This window comes from Rhodococcus huquni, assembly GCF_055231055.1.
On sequence record NZ_JBUYWE010000001.1, the window covers coordinates 126,755 to 146,382 of the forward strand.

At 65.5% G+C, this 19,628-nt stretch carries 15 protein-coding genes; 12 read left to right on the plus strand and 3 right to left on the minus strand.

Features of this window, described 5'->3' with window-relative positions; all coding sequences use genetic code 11:
• Positions 1-32 precede the first annotated feature (32 nt).
• From ACZI8R_RS00590 to proB, 12 genes are all read left to right on the plus strand, one after another.
• Positions 33-1,496: a wax ester/triacylglycerol synthase domain-containing protein gene (locus ACZI8R_RS00590; RefSeq protein WP_463377625.1), complete on the plus strand. Its 1,464-nt coding sequence runs from the start codon at positions 33-35 to the stop codon at positions 1,494-1,496.
• Positions 1,493-3,799, plus strand: coding sequence for a glycerol-3-phosphate 1-O-acyltransferase (locus tag ACZI8R_RS00595; RefSeq protein ID WP_463377626.1), 2,307 nt, complete (start codon positions 1,493-1,495; stop codon positions 3,797-3,799). The genes ACZI8R_RS00590 and ACZI8R_RS00595 overlap by 4 nt, the downstream gene beginning before the upstream one ends.
• Positions 3,796-5,232, plus strand: coding sequence for an HAD-IB family hydrolase (locus tag ACZI8R_RS00600; RefSeq protein ID WP_463377627.1), 1,437 nt, complete (start codon positions 3,796-3,798; stop codon positions 5,230-5,232). Before ACZI8R_RS00595 ends, ACZI8R_RS00600 begins: the two co-directional genes overlap by 4 nt.
• Before the next feature lie 60 nt (positions 5,233-5,292).
• Entirely contained in the window at positions 5,293-7,953 is a 2,661-nt protein-coding gene (locus ACZI8R_RS00605) for a valine--tRNA ligase (RefSeq protein ID WP_463377628.1), read from the plus strand.
• On the plus strand, positions 7,950-9,380 hold the full coding sequence (gene folC / locus ACZI8R_RS00610; RefSeq protein WP_463377629.1) for a bifunctional tetrahydrofolate synthase/dihydrofolate synthase: 1,431 nt from the start codon (positions 7,950-7,952) through the stop codon (positions 9,378-9,380). Before ACZI8R_RS00605 ends, folC begins: the two co-directional genes overlap by 4 nt.
• Positions 9,377-9,802, plus strand: coding sequence for a DUF4233 domain-containing protein (locus tag ACZI8R_RS00615; RefSeq protein WP_463377630.1), 426 nt, complete (start codon positions 9,377-9,379; stop codon positions 9,800-9,802). Before folC ends, ACZI8R_RS00615 begins: the two co-directional genes overlap by 4 nt.
• 18 nt (positions 9,803-9,820) lie before the next feature.
• Positions 9,821-10,240 (plus strand): nucleoside-diphosphate kinase, encoded by a 420-nt coding sequence (ndk, locus tag ACZI8R_RS00620; protein ID WP_463377631.1) that lies wholly within the window; start codon positions 9,821-9,823, stop codon positions 10,238-10,240.
• Between the two features lie 481 nt (positions 10,241-10,721).
• Positions 10,722-13,880 (plus strand): translation initiation factor IF-2 N-terminal domain-containing protein, encoded by a 3,159-nt coding sequence (locus ACZI8R_RS00625; RefSeq protein ID WP_463377632.1) that lies wholly within the window; start codon positions 10,722-10,724, stop codon positions 13,878-13,880.
• 202 nt (positions 13,881-14,082) lie between these two features.
• Entirely contained in the window at positions 14,083-14,394 is a 312-nt protein-coding gene (gene rplU, locus ACZI8R_RS00630) for a 50S ribosomal protein L21 (RefSeq protein WP_378577566.1), read from the plus strand.
• A gap of 43 nt (positions 14,395-14,437) precedes the next feature.
• Complete coding sequence (gene rpmA / locus ACZI8R_RS00635) at positions 14,438-14,701, plus strand: 50S ribosomal protein L27 (RefSeq protein WP_463377633.1); 264 nt, start codon at positions 14,438-14,440, stop codon at positions 14,699-14,701.
• A gap of 185 nt (positions 14,702-14,886) precedes the next feature.
• Entirely contained in the window at positions 14,887-16,347 is a 1,461-nt protein-coding gene (obgE, locus tag ACZI8R_RS00640) for a GTPase ObgE (protein WP_463377634.1), read from the plus strand.
• Positions 16,344-17,444 carry a glutamate 5-kinase gene (gene proB, locus ACZI8R_RS00645; RefSeq protein ID WP_463377635.1) on the plus strand — a complete coding sequence of 367 codons (1,101 nt, stop codon included), beginning with the start codon at positions 16,344-16,346 and terminating at the stop codon, positions 17,442-17,444. The genes obgE and proB overlap by 4 nt, the downstream gene beginning before the upstream one ends.
• Here proB and ACZI8R_RS00650 read toward each other — a convergent pair.
• The 3 genes from ACZI8R_RS00650 to ACZI8R_RS00660 are packed head-to-tail and all read right to left on the minus strand — an operon-like array spanning position 17,417 to position 19,623.
• Positions 17,417-18,232 carry a Sir2 family NAD-dependent protein deacetylase gene (locus ACZI8R_RS00650; RefSeq protein WP_463378175.1) on the minus strand — a complete coding sequence of 272 codons (816 nt, stop codon included), beginning with the start codon at positions 18,230-18,232 and terminating at the stop codon, positions 17,417-17,419. The genes proB and ACZI8R_RS00650 overlap by 28 nt on opposite strands.
• 56 nt (positions 18,233-18,288) lie before the next feature.
• Positions 18,289-19,215, minus strand: a complete 927-nt coding sequence (locus ACZI8R_RS00655) for a D-isomer specific 2-hydroxyacid dehydrogenase family protein (protein WP_463377636.1) — start codon at positions 19,213-19,215, stop codon at positions 18,289-18,291.
• A 9-nt stretch (positions 19,216-19,224) separates the two neighbouring features.
• Entirely contained in the window at positions 19,225-19,623 is a 399-nt protein-coding gene (locus tag ACZI8R_RS00660; protein ID WP_463377637.1) for an ectoine synthase, read from the minus strand.
• Positions 19,624-19,628: the final 5 nt, after the last annotated feature.

Genomic DNA, 19,628 nt, shown 5'->3' on the forward strand with positions numbered 1-19,628 from the left:
TAGGTCACTGACGGATTTCAGGGAGGGCGGCCATGCCCGCAGGCGAACAGATGTTGCCGCCGAGTGCGGTGGACGTGGACCTCTCCGGACTGACGTGGGGCGCGGACCGATCCATGTCCGATCTCGAGACCGGTATGTGGCGGATGGAGGAGGCTCGGCCGCAACTGAGGACCCCGATCGTTGCTGTCGACGTTCTGGATCGGCCACCCGATTGGGATCGTCTCGTGGCCGCTCACGAGTGGGCATCTCACATCGTTCCCCGAATTCGGATGCGAGTGGTCGACGCCGTCCCTTGGTTCGCGAACCCTGTGTGGTCGGTCGACCCGGAGTTCGACCTCGATTTCCATCTTCGACGAGTGCGCCTGCCGGAGCCTGCGACGTTCGATCACGCACTGCGTATGTGCCGACACCTCGCAACCGAACCGTTCGACAAGGCCCGCCCGCCCTGGAGCGCGATGCTCATCGAGGGACTCGACAACGGAAAGGCCGTCTACGTCGCCAAGACGCACCACAGCATGACCGACGGTCTCGGCGGAATCGCATTGATGACGTTGCTCCACAGCCGTCGTGCGGAACCGACTCCGGAGAAGCCGGACCGTCCGCCACCGGAGGGTGAGACGACGTCGGCCTGGTCCGTCTGGTCATCGGAAGTCGGGAAGGAGTTCGTGGCCACACCCGGGCGAATCGGTGGATTCGCGCGCGGAGCCGTCCGGATGGCGGTGTCCGCGGCCACCGCACCGTCGGCTTTCCTGGGCGACGTCTGGGACTATGCGAATTCGGTGCGTCGGGTCGCGACGCCGCCGCCCGGAACCGGGTCGGAGCTGATGGCCGCACGCGGCCTCGGCCGGTGGTTCGGGGCACTCGAAGTGGGGCTGCCGGACCTCAAGGCCGCCGCTCGGACCGTCGGCGGGTCTGTGAACGATGCCTACGTGGCCGCACTGCTCGGCGGTGTCGGGCGATATCACGAATTGCTCGGTCGTCCGGTCGTGTCGATTCCCGTCGGCATGCCGATCAGTGTGCGCTCGGCGTCGGACAGTATGGGCGGCAACCACTTTGCGGCCGCGCGATTCGCCGGCCCGGTCGGAACCCACGACCCTGTCGAAAGAATGAAGAAAGTTCGGGCCATCGTGGTGGGGCTCCGCGACGAACCGGCGTTGGGAGTACTCGATGCGATCGCTCCGCTGCTGGTCCGCGTGCCCACCCGTCTCCTCGCGAGTTGGTATCTGTCGCAGTCGACCGCGATCGACCTGCAGGCCAGCAACGTGGCGGGCGTACCGGTTCCGGTCTATCTGGCAGGCGCCCGGATCGAGCGAATGTTCCCCTTCGGTCCGGTACCGGGGTGCGCGGTGATGGCGACCCTGGTGTCGCACTCCGGGGTGTGTTGCATCGGCGTCAATCTCGACACCGCGGCGGTCACGGAACCCGCACTGTTCATGCGTTGCCTTCAGGAAAGCCTCGACGAGGTCGTCGAGCTCGGACGAAAGGGTGAACGATGACGGTTCACGCTGGGAGTGTCACCGACGGTGCGGAGGATGCCGGCGGACGACGGGTGTATCTGACAGAGGCGATGTCGGATGCGGAGGTCGACGTGATGAGTCGTTGGCTCGGTAACCACGCAGACGGCAACGGGAGTGCGCCGAGGGTCGTTCCGGTGACCGATGTCGCGCTCGCCGAGTTGGTTCGGGGCGGCGGCGACCCGTTGCTGACGCCGGTTCGAGTGGTGTGGTTGCCCGACACGGGCGGTGAACAAAGCGATCACTGGCTGCGCGGCGCGCTGTCCAGGCGTGATCCCCTGCATCCAGGTCGCACCGCGCAGCGTCGACTGCTCGGCGCGGTTCCCGAGCGTTGCCGGGTCCTCGAGGGTGAACCTGCCGCACTGAGCGATCTCGAGCATCGTCTCGAGGAGCACGGCGGCGGATCGTTGCCCCGTTTCATTCGCCGCCAGGCAGCGCTCGCGCTCGAACGGGCCGAGAGGTCGTTGTTGGGTACCCAGTACAAGGTCTCGCGTTTCGTGGTCGAGGACATCGTCGAGAGCCGGCGCTTCCGGGACGGTACGCACGACCTCGCCACGAGATTGAAAGAGAATCCCGCACAGGTGGAGTCGCGTGCGCGTGCGGCACTCACCGAGATGGTCGCCGCACAGAGTCGGCGGGCGATCGCGATCTGGGATCAGCTGGGACGCTACTTCTCGAGGGCGTACCGGCTCGACGTGAACACCACCGGCTTCGACGAGTTGCGGCGCCTGAACGAGCATCACTCCCTGGTGTTTCTCCCGAGTCATCGGTCGTACCTGGACCCGCTGGTTCTGCGGCCGGCGCTCGTCGCGAACGATCTGCCGCTCAATCACGTGATGGGTGGGCTCAACGTCAGCTTCTGGCCGATCGGCCCGATCGGCAAGCGCAGCGGCACCGTGTTCATTCGCCGAAAGATCGAGGGCGACGACGTCTACAAGTGGTCGCTGCGGGAGTACATGCACTACCTGATCGGCAAGCGCTTCAACCTGGAGTGGTACATCGAGGGCGGTCGTAGCCGGACCGGCAAGCTTCGGCCACCCCGATACGGCCTGCTCACCTACCTCGCGCGTGCGTTGCGTGACAGTGAGGGCGTGGATGTGTATCTCGTTCCGGTGTCGATCACCTACGACCAGTTGTACGAGGTGTCGGCGATGGCAGCCGAGGCGCACGGAGAGGCGAAGAGCAAGGAAGGGTTGAAGTGGCTGCTGGGCTATGTCCGTGCACAAGGTGAACGTCACGGAGTGGCGCATGTCGCGGTCGGGCGCCCCATCTCGTTGGCACAGCGCCTGGGTCAAGAGGCAGACACGAAGCTCGCGGTCCAGAAGACCGCCTTCGAAGTGTGTCACCGCATCAACGAAGTCACCCCGGTCACGGCATCGTCTCTGGTGATGATGGGCTTCCTCGGCATCGAGGATCGGGCGCTCACGGTGGCGGAGTTGCAGGCGATTCTCGGCCCGATGGTTGCGTACATCACCGCGCGGGGGCTACCGACTGCAGGCGACGTGGACTTGACGAATCCGCAGGTCATCCGAACTGCAGTGCAGACTCATCTCGATTCGGGTGTTCTGAAGAGCTTCGGGTCCGGCGACGAGCGAGTGTTCTACCTCGGCAGGAATCAACATCTCGTCGCGGCCTTCTTCCGTAACACCACGATCCACTTTCTCGTGGTGCGCGCGATCGCCGAGATGGTGCTCGCCGCGGCGAGCGAGGACCGTTTCGCCGATCCGTTGGCACAGGGATGGGCGGAGGCATTACGGCTGCGGGACCTGCTGAAGTTCGAGTTCTTCTTCGGTGAGAAGGAGGAGTTCCGTGCGGATCTGCGTTCCGAACTCGCGTTGATCGAGCCGAATTGGGACCGTTACGTCGGCGACGAAGGTCATGCCGCCTCGATGATGTCCGCGGTCGTTCCGTACCTGGCCCATCGCGTGCTTCAACCTTTTCTCGAGGCGTACCTGGTCGTCGCCGACCAGCTGTCGAAGTGCCCACTGGAAGTGGATTTCGACGAGGAGCGGTTCATGATCGACTGCTTGGAACGGGCCGAGGAGTACCGCCTGCGGCAACAGATCTCGAGCACCGAGTCCATCTCGGGTGAGTTGTTCTCGACTGCTTTGCGGCTGGCTCGCAACAGGGGCGCCGTCGACCGCCGACCCGATGCCGACGACGATGACTCGCTGGAACTGCGTCGGCGCGAATTCGCCCAGGAGATCCGGCAGACGGTCGATCGAGTACGCCGAATTCGTACGTTGGCCAACGCGCGACTCGGGAAGATCGGGGGTGACCGGTGACCTCCACGGTCGAGGGTCTGCATGCGGCCATCGCTGCAGCACCGCCCGGGCGTGGAACGGTCGCGGCGTTCGACCTCGACGGCACGCTGATCAGCGGGTACTCGGCCAGTGTTGTGTACCGAGACCGATTGCGGCGCTTCGATATCGGTGCAACAGAACTGATGCGGACGACGGGCGCCGCCGTGGACACCCGCCTGCGAGGCGCGGACGTCGGAAAGCTCATGGGAATCGGCATCCTGTCCCTGGCGGGCAGGCTGGACGACGATCTGCTCGAATGGGGCGAAAGGTTGTTCCGGCACGAGATCGCGGGGATGATCTATCCCGAAGTCCGCGGACTGCTCGCGGCGCATCGACGGGCTGGTCATCAGGTGGTGATGGCTACCTCCGCCACGCCGTATCAGGCGCTCTCGGTGGCGGCCGATCTCGATATCGACGACGTCCTGTGTACTCAGCCGGAGATCGTCGACGGAATGCTGAGCGGGCGTCTCGCCGGCCCACCCTTGTGGGGGCCCGTGAAGGCCGAAGCGCTACGCGAATACCTGAGTGATCGCGACGCCGACTCCCAGCGCGCATTCGCGTACTCGAACGGATTCGAAGACGTTCCGATGTTGGAGTCGGTAGGACACCCGGTAGCACTCAATCCCGACCGGAGACTGACGCAGCGGGCGAAGACCCGAGGCTGGACGGCGGTCCGTCTGCGGGAGCCGCAGCGCGGTGCGACGTTGGGATCGACGATCAGGACTGGCCTCGCGATCGGTGCCCTCATGTCCACCGCCGCCGGCGCCGCGGTGGTGGGCGTGTTGACCGGTGATCGTCAGCGTGCGGCGAACCTGACCGGCACCTTCGGACCCGACATCGCTCTGGCGGTCTGTGGGATCGACGTGCGAGTGTCGGGGCGCGAGAACGCCTGGCGGCAGCGGCCGGCGGTCTACATGTTCAACCACCAGAGTTCGTTGGATCTACTCGTGGTGGGCAGTGTGATCCAGCGAGACGTGACCGGAGTGGCGAAGGTGGAAGCGTCCCGTGACCCCCGCTTCTTTCCGCTCGGTGCGCTGCTCGACGTGGCGTACATCGACCGATCGAACAGCACCCGGGCGAGAGCGGCCCTGGCTCCGGCGGTGGAGAAGCTGAAGTCGGGAATCTCCCTGGCGATCGCACCGGAAGGAACGCGCACTCCGACCCCGAAGGTCGGACCGTTCAAGAAGGGCGGATTCCATCTGGCCATGCAGGCAGGCGTGCCGATCGTGCCGATCGTGGTGCACAACACCGGCGAGTTGCTGTGGCGCAATTCTCTGGTCGCACATCCGGGCACCGTCGACGTCACGGTCCTCGAACCCGTCTCCACGGAAGGGTGGGTGGTCGACGACCTCGACCGGCACGTCGCCGAACTGCGCGCTCGATTCCAGGCCGTCATCCACGACGGACACAGATAGCCGCGCAGGCGACCCACTCCCGGGAGTTCCGAGTCAGGGGCATTCATTAGACTCGGACGCGTGACCAGTGCAGCATCAGAGAACCCGAAGACGCCCGCGGACGACCTTCCGAAGAGCTGGGACCCCAGCGCGGTGGAGGCGGACCTCTACCAGGGTTGGGTCGATGCGGGATACTTCCGCGCCGACCCCGCCAGCGACAAGCCCGGGTATTCGATCGTGCTGCCGCCTCCCAACGTCACGGGCAGCCTCCATATGGGGCATGCGCTGGATCACACCCTCATGGATGCACTCTCGCGCCGCAAGCGCATGCAGGGTTACGAGGTGTTGTGGCTGCCCGGCATGGACCACGCGGGTATCGCGACCCAGTCTGTGGTGGAGAAGCAGCTCGCGGCGGAGGGCAAGAAGAAGGAAGACCTCGGCCGCGAGGAGTTCATCGACAAGGTCTGGCAGTGGAAGGCCGAGTCGGGCGGAACCATCCAAGGCCAGATGCGCCGAATCGGCGACGGCGTCGACTGGAGCCGTGACCGCTTCACCATGGACGACGGCTTGTCGCGGGCAGTGCAGACCATCTTCAAGCGGATGTACGACGAAGGCTTGATCTACCGCGCCGAGCGCCTCGTCAACTGGTCGCCGGTGCTGCAGACCGCCATCTCGGACATCGAGGTGAAGTTCGAGGACGTCGAAGGTGAACTGGTTTCCCTCCGATACGGGTCCTTGAACGACGACGAACCGCATGTGATCGTGGCGACCACCCGTGTCGAGACGATGCTCGGCGACACCGCGGTCGCGGTGCATCCCGAGGACGAGCGGTATGCGCACCTGATCGGCACGACCCTCGAGCACCCCTTCACCGGCCGGCAGATTCCGATCATCGCCGACGCGTACGTGGACCCCGAGTTCGGAACCGGCGCCGTGAAGATCACGCCGGCCCACGACCCCAATGACTTCGAGATGGGCGTCCGGCACAACCTGCCGATGCCCACGATCATGGACAAGACCGGCAAGATCGCGGATACCGGAACGCAGTTCGACGGCATGGACCGGTTCGAGGCCCGCGTCAAGGTTCGTGAGGCCCTCGCCGACCAGGGGCGTGTCGTCGCGGAGAAGCGACCGTATCTGCACAGCGTCGGACACTCCGAGCGCAGTGGTGAATCGATCGAGCCGCGCCTGTCGCTGCAGTGGTGGGTCAAGGTCGAGTCGTTGGCGAAGGCTGCGGGCGATGCGGTGCGTGACGGCGAGACCGTGATTCACCCGACCAGCCAGGAACCGCGGTGGTTCGACTGGGTCGACGACATGCACGACTGGTGCATCTCGCGTCAGCTGTGGTGGGGACACCGCATCCCGATCTGGTACGGCCCGAACGGCGAGGTCGAGTGCTTCGGCCCCGACGAGACGGCGCCCGCCGGCTGGGAGCAGGACCCCGACGTTCTCGACACCTGGTTCTCGTCCGGCCTGTGGCCGTTCTCGACGATGGGGTGGCCGGAAAAGACTCCGGAGCTCGAGAAGTTCTACCCCACAAGCGTTCTCGTCACCGGCTACGACATTCTCTTCTTCTGGGTCGCACGCATGATGATGTTCGGCACCTTCGCCTCTTCGGACGACTCGGTTCCGGGGCAGGTTCCGTTCCGTGACGTGTTTCTGCACGGGCTGGTACGTGACCAGCACGGGAAGAAGATGTCCAAGTCGCGGGGCAACGGCATCGATCCGCTCGACTGGGTCGACCGTTTCGGCGCGGACGCGCTGCGGTTCACGCTGGCGCGCGGGGCCAATCCGGGCAGTGACCTCTCAGTGGGGGAGGACCACGCTCAATCGTCGCGGAACTTCGCGAACAAGCTGTTCAACGCGACCAAGTTCGCGCTGATGAACGGTGCTGCGCCGGCGCAGCTTCCGAACCGAGACGCACTCACCGATGCGGACCGCTGGATCCTCGATCGGCTCGAACAGGTGCGGGCGAACGTGGACGTCGCGTTCGATCGTTACGAGTTCAGCAAGGCCTGCGAGGCGCTGTTTCATTTCGCCTGGGACGAGGTGTGCGACTGGTACCTCGAGATCGCCAAGGTGCAGTTCGCCCAGGGCGAGACGGTGGCGGCCAACACGAAGTCGGTACTCGGCAATGTGCTGGACGACCTGCTCCGACTGCTGCACCCGGCGATCCCGTTCGTCACCGAGACTCTGTGGAAGGTGCTGACGGGCAAGGAGTCGATCGTGGTGGCCGACTGGCCCACCGCGAGTGGGGTGGCCACGGATTCGTCGGCGGCGCAGCGCATCGAAGACATGCAGCGCCTCGTCACCGAGGTGCGCCGTTTCCGTAGCGATCAGGGGCTCAAGCCTTCACAGAAGGTGACCGCGGTCGTTCACGGAATCGAAGGCGGTGACCTCGTCGACCAGATGCCCACGATCACGTCGCTTGCTCGCCTGAAGGATCCCGAAGGTGATTTCACCGCGACGGCCGCGGTCGAGGTGCGACTGTCGAAGGGCACGGTGACCGTGGAACTCGACACGTCGGGCTCCGTCGACCTCGGTGCCGAGAAGGCGCGTCTGGAGAAGGATTTGGGGGCAGCCCAGAAGGAGCTGGCCGGTACCGACGCAAAGTTGTCCAACGAGGCGTTCCTCGCGAAAGCGCCGGACGCAGTGGTGGCGAAGATTCGCGGACGCCAGCAGGTCGCGGGCGAAGAGATCGAACGCATCACGGCTCGACTAGGGGAGCTGGGGAACGTATGAGCAGCCCGGAGTCCGTTCCCGACCAGCCCGCGACACCGGTCGATCTGGCCGAGCTCGCCCTCGTCGAAGCCGAGCTCGACAAGCGTTGGCCCGAAACGAAGATGGAGCCGTCGCTCGCGCGCATCTCTGGGCTGATGGACATCATCGGATCACCCCAGAAGAGCTACCCGTCCATTCACATCACCGGAACCAACGGCAAGACTTCGGTGGCGAGGATGGTCGATGCGCTGTTGCGCAGCCTGCATCGGCGCACCGGCAGGACCACCAGCCCACATCTGCAATTGGCGACCGAGCGAATCAGCATCGACGGTAAGCCGATCTCGCCGCGTACGTACGTGGACACGTACCGCGAGATCGAGCCGTACGTCCAGATGATCGATCAGCAGTCCACGGAGGCCGGGGGACCGGCGATGAGCAAGTTCGAGGTGCTCACCGCTATGGGATACGCCGCCTTCGCAGAAGCCCCGATCGACGTCGCGGTCGTGGAGGTGGGGCTCGGTGGCCGATGGGACGCCACCAACGTCATCGATGCTCAAGTCGCAGTCGTCACGCCTATCGGCCTCGATCACGCCGAATACCTCGGCGACGACGTTGCCGAGATCGCGGCGGAGAAGGGCGGGATCATCAAGAAGCCCCGCGAAGATCCGCTGGCGCCGATCGAAGCCGTCGCGATCATCGCCGAGCAGACTCCGGAAGTGATGGACGTCCTGCTGCGTCGCGCAGTCGAGACCGAGGCCGCCGTGGCGCGTGAGGGCGCAGAATTCAAGGTGCTCGCGCGGCAGGTCGCCGTAGGTGGTCAGCAGCTCGAGCTACAGGGACTCGGTGGGGTGTACACCGATGTGTTCCTTCCCCTGCACGGCGAGCACCAAGCGCGCAACGCGTCCTTAGCGCTCGCTGCCGTGGAAGCGTTCTTCGGGTCCGGACCGGATCGACAGCTGGACGCGGACGCGGTGCGCGAGGCATTCGCGACGGTGACCAATCCGGGCAGGCTCGAGCGCGTTCGCAACGCACCGACCGTCTTCCTCGATGCGGCCCACAATCCGCACGGCGCCAAGGCGTTGGCGTCTGCGCTCACTGCCGAGTTCGACTTCCGCAAACTGGTCGGTGTCGTGAGCGTGATGGGGGACAAGGACGTGGAGGGAATCCTAGCCGCGTTGGAACCCGTTTTCGACGAACTGGTGGTCACCCACAACGGTTCGCCGCGTGCGATGGAGCTCGAGGATCTGGCGAACCGGGCGGTCGCGCGGTTCGGCGACGAACGTGTGGTGGTCGCCGACAATCTCGCTGATGCTCTCGAAACCGCCATCAGATTGGCGGAGGAGGTCGGCGATCCGGGAGAAGCAGTGTCGGGTGCCGGCGTCGTCGTCACGGGTTCGGTGGTCACAGCGGGCGCTGCTCGCACACTATTCGGAAAGGATCCGGCGTGAGCGAGACCCAGAACCCCGGTGATGATGCAGCCGCGCAGAGCGGACAGTTCGCACCACCGACGAAGGATCCGTGGAAGGGATTCCGTGGAGTCTGTGCCGGCACGCTCGTCCTCGAGGTGATCGTCGTCCTGCTCGCGCTTCCGGTGGCCGCGACTGTCGGCGGGGGACTGTCGTGGTTGTCGATCACGTACATCGTCGTCATGGCGCTGGCCATGGTCGCCGGCGCCGGCCTTCAGGGGAAGCCCTGGGCGATGAAGTACAACCTCGTCCTTCAGGCAGCGATGATCGCCGGTTTCCTCGTGCATCCGTCGCTCGGAGTCCTCGGAATCATCTTCGCGGGCGTGTGGGCGTACCTCCTCTACCTGCGCAAAGACATCACCCGCCGGTCGGAGCAGGGCCTGCTTCCCGGGCAACGCGACTGACCCTCTAGGCTCTCTGCCGTGACTGAGCGCACCCTTGTACTTATCAAGCCCGACGCTGTTTCGCGTGGTTACGTCGGAGAGATCCTCTCCCGCATCGAGCGGAAGGGGCTCACGATTGCAGCTCTCGAGCTGAAGACCGCGTCGCAGGACGTCGCGGCGAGCCACTACGCGGAGCACGCGGAACGTCCCTTCTATCAGAGCCTTCTGGACTTCATCACGTCCGGCCCGCTCGTGGCGGCCGTTCTCGAAGGCCCCCGCGCGATCGCCGCGTTCCGGCAGCTCGCCGGTGGCACCGATCCCGTGGAGAAGGCCGCCAACGGCAGCATTCGTGGTGACCTCGGCCTCGAGACGCAGCAGAACCTCGTTCACGGTTCCGACTCCGTGGAGTCGGCAGAGCGTGAGATCGCACTCTGGTTCCCGGGCTTCGCTCCGGCCTGAGCGGCAGTTACCTGTTTGACCTGCTGGTCCGTGGCCAGCAGTCGATTCGAAGTCAGCGGTCCCACCCGTACCGATGCGGTGCGAGTGGGACCGAGCTGTTCGATCCAGTGAGAACATTCGGTGCGCCGTTGTCATGGACCCCGCCACCGGTGTGGGATACTGAGGAAGGTCGAAGCACAATTCGAGCTAGCCGTGCATTCGACCGGGTGGCACCTCGCCGCGATGCCCTTCATCGCTGCACACCGTCAACGGGAAGTACCCGGGCGATGCGCACGCTGGATGATCAGGCGCTCGCGTAGAGGGTGAACGCCATCCGCAAGGCGCCACGTGGAGTGCAGTGCTAACGGACACTGCCGGTCGCGTGGAGCGAGACCAGACAATCTCGCGCTCACATCCCGGGCGTGAGTACACACACTGCGCCCTCGCGTGGCCGCGTGACACTTCGAAGGAAGTGGACGCGCCCGGGGGCTGAGGAGACTACGTGGCCGAACTAGAGCCGCCCACCACTTCGGTTGCTGCCGGAAGCGAGACCCCCGAGCTTCCAGCGAAGATTCGAGTGCACGCCCTTGCGAAGCTGCTCGGTGTGACGAGCAAGCAGGTCATAGCCGAGGCGGCGAAGCTGGGTACGGAGCTGCGCAGCGCTCAGTCGAGCGTGCTGAAAGACGCGGCCGAACAGATCCGCACGGCACTCGTGGCACCGGCCGCGGCCGACGCACCGGCGGAGTCCGGTGTCTCGGAGCCGGTCGCCGAGGCTGCGGCTGCGCTCGGTGCACCCACGTCGGACCCGGTTCCGGCCGCCGAGCCTTCGCTGTTCACTCCGCCCCCGGCGCAGGATCGGTCCGTCGAGTCGGCGCCTTCCGGAGAAGCTTCTTCGGGAGAGCCCGCTGCCCAGGTTCCACTCTTCCTCCAGCCCGACCTCGAAGCCGCGCCACGTCGACGCCGGAGCAGTCGCGCCGCTGCTGCCCCGAGTCGGGCTGCGGGGGAAACTGGCACCGCCTCCTCCGAGGACGACGCGAGTGATTCCGAGAAGCCGAAGTCGACGGCCGGCCCCGCGCGTACGCCAGACGGAGGCAAGTCCGAAGACACCGACAAGTCCGAGGACGACGAGCGGACCGACAGCGACCGCGCCGAGAACGACGACGATCAGCCGAGGCGTCGTCGTCGTGGACGGCGCGGGCGTGGACGCGGCCGCGGCGAGCAGACGGGCGAGGACGGCGGCAACGACTCCGACTCCGAATCGGGCGACGCGTCGAAGAAGGCGGATTCCGACTCGAAGAACGGCGGTAAGGCCCAGAAGCAGTCTTCCGAAACCGCTGCCGACGCTCCGGCCGAGTCCAAGGATTCGGACAAGAGCGACAAGAGCGCAGACGGTGATTCGGAGTCGTCGAGCACGGACTCCGGTGACGGCGAGTCGGCTGACGGCAATCGGCGTCGGCGCAGGCGGCGTCGTCGCAAGTCCGGCGGCGATTCGTCCACGGATTCGACCTCGGAAGACGATCCGCCGAACACCGTCGTTCACGAGCGTGAGCCGCGGAACAAGAACCGGTCGAAGGACGAAGTTCAGGGAATCACCGGTTCCACCAGGCTCGAGGCCAAGCGTCAGCGGCGTCGTGACGGGCGGGACGCGGGACGCCGTCGCCCACCGATTCTTTCCGAGTCCGAGTTCCTCGCCAGGCGCGAATCCGTCGACCGCGTGATGGTCGTCCGTGACCGCATGGGTAGCGGGCAGCCGCACGCGACCACACAGGTGGCCGTGCTCGAGGATTCGGTGCTGGTCGAGCACTTCGTGACGACTTCGTCGTCGGCGTCGATGGTCGGCAACGTGTATCTGGGCCGCGTGCAGAACGTGCTGCCCAGTATGGAAGCTGCGTTCATCGACATCGGCCGTGGCCGCAACGGCGTCCTGTATGCGGGCGAGGTCAACTGGGAAGCGGCAGGACTCGGCGGCCACTCGCGCAAGATCGAGCAGGCGCTCAAGCCCGGCGATCAGGTTCTGGTTCAGGTCAGCAAGGACCCCGTGGGTCACAAGGGTGCTCGTCTGACCACCCAGATCAGCCTCGCGGGCCGCTTCCTGGTCTATGTGCCGGGCGGTACGTCCACCGGCATCAGCCGGAAGTTGCCGGACACCGAACGCAAGCGGCTCAAGGACATTCTCCGCGAGATCGTGCCCGCGGATGCAGGCGTGATCATTCGCACGGCATCGGAAGGTGTCAGCGAGGAAGAACTCGCTCGTGACGTGGCACGTCTGCAGAAGCAGTGGGCAGACATCGAAGAGAAGTCCGCCAAGGCCGACGCCGGTAAGTCCGGCAATCCGCAGGCGCTCTACGAGGAACCCGATCTGCTCGTGAAGGTGATTCGCGACCTCTTCAACGAGGACTTCACCAAGCTGGTCATCGAAGGCGACAAGGCCTGGTCCACCGTTCACACCTACATCGAGTCGGTGGCGCCCGATCTGCTTCCGCGACTCGAGCAGTACACGGCGGAGGGCAGTAGCGTCGACGTCTTCGCTGCGCACCGGATCGACGAGCAGTTGGCGAAGGCGCTCGACCGTAAGGTGTGGTTGCCTTCCGGCGGAACGCTGGTGATCGACCGTACCGAGGCCATGACCGTCGTCGACGTCAACACCGGAAAGTTCACCGGGGCCGGCGGCAACCTCGAAGAGACCGTCACTCGTAACAACCTCGAAGCCGCGGAAGAGATCGTGCGGCAGATGCGGTTGCGTGACATCGGCGGAATGATCGTCGTGGACTTCATCGACATGGTCCTCGAAGCGAACCGCGACCTGGTACTTCGTCGTCTCACCGAGGCCTTGGGCCGTGACCGGACTCGTCACCAGGTTTCCGAGGTGACGTCGCTCGGACTGGTGCAGATGACGCGAAAGAAGCTCGGTACGGGCTTGGTCGAGGCGTTCTCCACCAACTGCGAGCACTGCCACGGGCGCGGGATCATCGTTCACGCCGACCCCGTCGAGGTGAAGCCGCAGGAAGACTCCGGCTCGCGGTCCGGCTCCGGCAGTTCACGCAAGCGACGTGGACGGGACAAGAACTCGAACCAGGCGGACACCAACGGTCAGTCCGCGAGCAACGAGACGTCGGCGCAGGCCGCGACCGGCGACGCGACGGTGAAGCGAGCACACCCCGTTGCACTGGCGATGGCGCACCATGTGCACGACGAGGCGAAGTCCGACGAGGGCGAACCAGGTGTCGAGACGGCAGCCGCTGTCGACGAGGCTGCGCTCGTTCCGGAACCCGTGGCCGCTGCCGGGGTGCCTGCGGAACACGCTGTCGAACCCGTCGAGGATCCTGCTGCGCATGTGGCGGAGCCTGTCTCCGTCCCGGAGACTCCGGCTTCCGAAGGGGAGCCCGTGTCGGACACATCTTCGCAGGAGAAGCCGCGTCGGCGGAGTCGGCGTGCCTCTCGATCGGCCTCCGCTCCTGCGGGAGAAGGAGCGGCCGAAGGCACCGTCGTCGTGATTCCGGCCTCCGAATCGGTTCCCGAGTCCGAGCCCGCGGCCGAATCTCCGGCGCCCGTCGAGGAAACGACCTCGGTTTCAGTACCGGCCGTCCCGCCGCCGGCGCGTCCGCGCCGTCGTCGGGCCGCGGCACGACCTGCAGGACCACCGGTCGACGGCGACAACTGAGCGGGTCCGGACCGTTAATTTGTTTCGACCGGTTGCCGTCCTGTAACCTTGACCAGTCGCTCCCCGGCGATACTGCTCCGCTGTGCCTACAGTGCACGCGGGCTTCAGCCGGAGGGGCAAGCACACCAGACCAGTCGCACTGCATCGAAAGCCTCGAGGCAGCGGTGCGAGCAAGTTCGAAGAAGCAAGGGGTAGCCCTCCGATGGCAACGTACGCGATCGTCAAGACCGGCGGAAAGCAGTACAAGGTCGCTGTTGGTGACCTCGTCAAGGTCGAGAAGATCGAGGGTGAGCCCGGCACTGCTGTCTCGCTTGCTCCGGTTCTCGTCGTCGACGGTTCCGAGCTGACCACCGACGCCGCCAAGCTGGCAAAGGTGTCGGTCACCGGCGAGGTTGTCGAGCACACCAAGGGCCCGAAGATCCGCATTCACAAGTTCAAGAACAAGACCGGTTACCACAAGCGTCAGGGCCACAGGCAGAAGCTGACGGTCCTCAAGGTCACCGGTATCAAGTAACTAATTCTTCTTCAGCTGATTTCACCCGAGGAGGGTCAACAACATGGCACATAAGAAGGGTGCATCCAGCTCCCGTAACGGTCGCGATTCGAATTCCCAGCGCCTCGGCGTGAAGCGTTTCGGTGGACAGGCCGTCGGTGCGGGAGAGATCCTGGTTCGCCAGCGCGGAACCCACTTCCACCCGGGCGTCAACGTCGGCCGCGGTGGCGACGACACTCTGTTCGCTCTCGCTCCCGGTGCCGTCGAGTTCGGCACCAAGCGTGGACGCAAGACCGTGAACATCGTTCCGGCGGCGGCAGAGGTCTAGTCCTGCCGCGAGTGCGTACCGTCCCGACCGTATGAGGTCGGACGTTTCAAGCTCCCAATAGGGGCGGACCTGGGTCGAAATACCCGGTCCGCCCCTATTGTTTGTTTATACGTCTGTGCATTCGCAGACGTTTCGTTCCAGAGTTTTCAGACAAGATCGATTGGCTGAGGAAGGATCCGGCAGTCATGTCCCGATTCATTGACCGCGTTGTGCTGCACGTCAGCGCAGGAAAAGGCGGCAATGGTTGCGCCTCCGTCCACCGAGAGAAGTTCAAGCCGCTCGGTGGCCCGGACGGTGGGAACGGCGGACGCGGCGGCGACGTGATCCTCGAGGTCGACGGCAATGTGCACACGCTTCTCGATTTCCACTTCCACCCCAACGCCAAGGCGACCAAAGGCACCCAGGGGATGGGCAGCAATCGTGACGGCGCCCAGGGCGACGACCTCGTTCTGAAGGTTCCGGACGGCACGGTCGTTCTCGACAAGAGCGGGAACTTCATCGCCGACCTCGTGGGAATCGGCACCCGCTTCGAGGCCGCACAGGGTGGCCGCGGCGGACTGGGAAACGCGGCGCTCTCTTCCAAGGCGCGCAAGGCTCCCGGCTTCGCGCTGCTCGGTGAAGACGGCATCGAGCGCGATCTGGTGCTCGAGCTCAAATCGGTAGCCGACGTCGGTCTCGTGGGTTTCCCTTCGGCGGGAAAGTCTTCCCTGGTCTCGGTGCTCTCTGCTGCCAAGCCGAAGATCGCCGACTACCCCTTCACCACGCTGGTTCCGAATCTGGGCGTGGTGTCCAGCGGCGACACCACCTTCACCGTGGCCGACGTGCCGGGTCTGATTCCCGGTGCAAGTGACGGCCGCGGACTGGGACTCGACTTCCTGCGGCACCTCGAGCGCTGTGCGGTGCTCGCCCACGTCGTCGACTGCGCCACCCTCGAGCCCGGCCGCGATCCGATTTCCGACATCGACGCGCTCGAATCCGAACTGGCGGCCTACAAGCCCGCGCTCTCCGGCGATTCGAGCCTCGGCGACCTGGCGGATCGTCCGCGCATCGTGATTCTGAACAAGGCGGATGTGCCCGAGGCCGCCGAGCTGGCAGAGATGGTCACCCCGGACCTCGAAGCGCGCGGATGGCCGGTCTTCACGATCTCGGCCGTGAGTCGGGACGGCCTGCGGCCATTGACCTTCGCGCTGGCTTCCATGGTGGAGGCCTACCGCGAGGCTCATCCGAAGGCGGAGCCGAAGCGCCAGGTCATCCGTCCGGTGGCCCGCAACGAGTCCAGCTTCGAGGTGTTCGCCGATCCGGAGGTGCCGGGCGGATTCGTCGTTCGCGGCAGCCGTCCGGAGCGCTGGATCGCACAGACGCAGTTCGCGAACGACGAGGCAGTCGGATACCTCGCGGACCGGCTGGCTCGGTTGGGCGTGGAGGACGCGCTGGTCAAGCAGGGTGCAGAGCCCGGATGCTCGGTCACGATCGGCGACGTGAGCTTCGAGTGGGCACCGCAGACTCCGGCCGGCGTCGACCTCACTCGGACCGGTCGCGGCACGGATGCGCGATTGGACCAGGTCGACCGAATCGGTGCTGACGAACGTAAGCACGCACATCGAATTCGTCGCGGTCTCGAAGGCCTCGATCCCGACGAAGGATGAGCGTCACCCGAGACACGGTGGCGTCGGCGCACAGTATCGTCGTCAAGATCGGTTCGTCCGCTCTGACCAGCCTCGTGGGTGGGCTCGACGTCGGCAGGCTGGATCGGCTGGCGGACGCCATCGAAGCGCGCATGCGTTCCGGATCCGACGTCGTGGTCGTCTCGTCGGGAGCTGTGGGTGCCGGGCTTGCCCCGCTCGGCCTGAGCAAGCGTCCCCGGGATCTCGCAACCAAGCAGGCGGCGGCGAGTGTCGGCCAGCTGGCGTTGGCGCATGCCTGGGGGACGTCGTTCGCGCGGTACGACCGCACGGTCGGTCAGGTACTACTCACCGCGGACGACATCGCTCGTCGTGCGCAACACCGTAATGCGCAGCGGACTCTCGACCGGCTGCGCGCGCTGCACGCCGTTGCCGTGGTCAACGAGAACGACACCGTCGCGACCACCGAATTGCGATTCGGTGACAACGATCGGCTTGCGGCGTTGGTGGCTCACCTCGTGGGGGCCGACGCGCTCGTCCTGTTGTCGGACGTCGACGGTCTCTACGACGGGGACCCACGCAAGGGCAACGCGACGATGATTCGTGAGGTTGCGAGCCCCGAAGATCTCGATGGCGTCGTAGCCGGTTCCGGTGGCGCATTGGGTACGGGTGGAATGGCCTCCAAACTGTCCGCTGCGCGACTGGCGGCGGATGCGGGCGTTCCCGTGCTGCTCGCCGCCGCATCGGAAGCAGAAGCGGCATTGCGAGACGCGAGTGTCGGAACGGCGTTCAGCGCGCGCCCGACCCGGTTGTCCTCCCGCCGGTTCTGGGTGCGCCATGCCGCAGACGAGAGCGGCGCGGTGCATCTCGACGAGGGTGCGGTTCGCGCCGTGGTGCAGGGCAGGCGTTCGCTACTGCCTGCGGGGATCACAGCGGTGACGGGCACCTTCTATTGCGGCGACGTCGTCGCACTCGTCGGCGCGCAGGATCGGCCGGTGGCGAGGGGAGTGGTCTCGTACGATTCGCACGAGATTGCGCAGATGCAGGGCCGATCCACTCGTGAGTTGCCTGCCGACATGCAGCGGCCGGTCGTTCACGCGGATGATCTCGTTCCCATCTGACCGAGGGAAGCGACTGCCGCGGTCAGCACCTCGGATGTTCCCGCATCGATTGTGAGCGTGGCGAATTCGTCTCCGCGGGTCGTCCCGCGGTTGACGATGACGATCGGCGTTCCCTGCCGCGCGGCGCGCCGGACGAAACGTAGTCCCGACATCACGGTGAGGGAAGAACCTGCGACAACCAGCAGGTCCGCTTCGTCGACCATCGCGAACGCTGCCTCGACCCGCCACTTCGGTACCGATTCACCGAAGTAGACGATGTCGGGTTTGAGGATCCCGCCGCAGTTCTCGCAGTCGACCATGACGAAGTGCTCGGTCTCGGAGATCACGGCATCGGCATCGGGTGCGATCTCGACACCTGTCGAGGCGGTGACGGTTCGAGCGAAGTCGGGGTTGGCACGTTCGAGGCGGCCGGCCAGAGTCACCCGCGAGATCAGGTGATCACAGGTAAGGCAGCGGACCTGCGCGTAGCAGCCGTGGAGATCGATCACACGCCGACTGCCGGCCTTGGTGTGCAGAAGGTCCACGTTCTGCGTGATCACGCCGTTGACCAGGCCCTCGCGTTCGAGTGACGCCAACGCTCGGTGACCGCGGTTGGGTCGTGTCGAATCCATGTGCCGCCAGCCGAGATGATTTCGGGCCCAGTAATGTCGGCGAAAGGCCGAGTCGCCGACGAACTGCTGGTAGGTCATCGGGGTGCGAGGTGGCGAATCCGGGCCGCGGTAGTCGGGAATCCCGGAATCGGTGGACATACCGGCACCAGTCAGCACGCACGCGGTGCGCCCCCGCATCAACGCGACGAGGGACTCCACCGAGACGGGGTATTCCACGGACACGGCAGCCTCCGTCAGTAGCCGACCACCGGATCGATTCGTGCGGCGAGCGGCTCGCCGGCGACGAACCGGGCGACGTTGAGTGCGACATGCTCTGCGAAAGCAGGCGGGCGCACGGCGGGTGGGTTCGAATCGTGCGGCGTCACGATCACGTTGGGGAGAGTCCAGAGAGGATGGCCGTCGGGGAGAGGTTCGGGTTCGGTCACATCGAGGCCTGCGCCGCCGATCCTCCCGTCGCGCAGTGCGTCGACCAGAGCGTCGGTGTCGACGAGGGTCCCACGCGCCACGTTCACGACCCATGCGTTCGACTTCATCTGCGCGAGTTCGTCTCTGCCGACCAGGTGATAGGTCGCAGTGGTCGCGGGTGCAGCGATCACGAAGTGGTCGGCGCGCGACCACACCTCGTTCAGGCGACTTGTCGGAAAGGTTGCAATCGCACCGGGTACCGGACTTCCCGATCGATTCACTGCAATGGTGTTCGCGCCGAGAGCAGCAAGCATCGGCACCAGCGCTCGCCCGATTCCGCCGGCGCCCACGATGGCAACCGTGGTCCCGCGCAACGTTCCCACGCGGTGGAACAGTTCCTGCTGGCTCCACGTCGTTGCCGCGAGGTGGGCGGGGAGGGCCCGGACTCCTGCGAGGAGCAGTGTGAGTGCGTGTTCGGCGACGGTCGCAGCGAAGGCGCCGGCCGCGGACGTCCAGGTGACGCCGGCCTCGCCGGTCACGACGCCGGCATCGAACCAGTCCTCGATCCCGGCAGCCGGGAGTTGGACCCATTTGATGCCGGCGGGCAGTTCGCGCGGAAATTCGTCGGCTCCACCTGCCCACACGAGTGCATCCGCGGATTCGAGTGGTGCGACAACGGCCCCGCCCCGGACCACTGCTTCGGTGAGCAGCGGGTCCGGGGCGGGGCCGAGTGCAATCTTTGTCGTGGCAGACATGCCCCGACGTTACGCGGGTTCCTCGATGAGCGGGTAGACACCGTTCTCGTCGTGAACCTCACGTCCGGTGACCGGCGGGTTGAACACGCACAGCATCCGCATCTCGGTGTCCGGCTCGACGCGGTGACGCTCGTGGCCGTTGAGGAGGTACATCGAACCCGGAGCGAGATCGTAAGTCTTGTCGTTGTCGAGATCGACCAACTTGCCGGTGCCCTCGACGAGCCAGACGGCCTCTACGTGATTGGCGTAGTGGAACAAGTTGACCGATCCGGCCTTGATGACGGTCTCGTGGAACGAGAAGCCGACCTTGTCGCCGCCGAGGACGATTCGCTTGCTGCGCCAGTTTCCGTCTTCGCTCGCGACGTCGCGGTCGGTGCCGGTGATCTCTTCGGTGGTACGAACAATCATGTGGT

What these genes read in the sequence shown, in the direction of transcription:
- ACZI8R_RS00590 (WP_463377625.1), top strand. Translation starts at nt 33, where the DNA reads ATGCCCGCAGGCGAACAGATGTTGCCGCCGAGTGCGGTGGACGTGGAC.
- ACZI8R_RS00595 (WP_463377626.1), top strand. Translation starts at nt 1,493, where the DNA reads ATGACGGTTCACGCTGGGAGTGTCACCGACGGTGCGGAGGATGCCGGC.
- folC (WP_463377629.1), top strand. Translation starts at nt 7,950, where the DNA reads ATGAGCAGCCCGGAGTCCGTTCCCGACCAGCCCGCGACACCGGTCGAT.
- rplU (WP_378577566.1), top strand. Translation starts at nt 14,083, where the DNA reads ATGGCAACGTACGCGATCGTCAAGACCGGCGGAAAGCAGTACAAGGTC.
- rpmA (WP_463377633.1), top strand. Translation starts at nt 14,438, where the DNA reads ATGGCACATAAGAAGGGTGCATCCAGCTCCCGTAACGGTCGCGATTCG.
- obgE (WP_463377634.1), top strand. Translation starts at nt 14,887, where the DNA reads ATGTCCCGATTCATTGACCGCGTTGTGCTGCACGTCAGCGCAGGAAAA.
- proB (WP_463377635.1), top strand. Translation starts at nt 16,344, where the DNA reads ATGAGCGTCACCCGAGACACGGTGGCGTCGGCGCACAGTATCGTCGTC.
- ACZI8R_RS00650 (WP_463378175.1), bottom strand. Translation starts at nt 18,232, where the DNA reads ATGCGGGGGCGCACCGCGTGCGTGCTGACTGGTGCCGGTATGTCCACC.
- ACZI8R_RS00655 (WP_463377636.1), bottom strand. Translation starts at nt 19,215, where the DNA reads ATGTCTGCCACGACAAAGATTGCACTCGGCCCCGCCCCGGACCCGCTG.
- ACZI8R_RS00660 (WP_463377637.1), bottom strand. Translation starts at nt 19,623, where the DNA reads ATGATTGTTCGTACCACCGAAGAGATCACCGGCACCGACCGCGACGTC.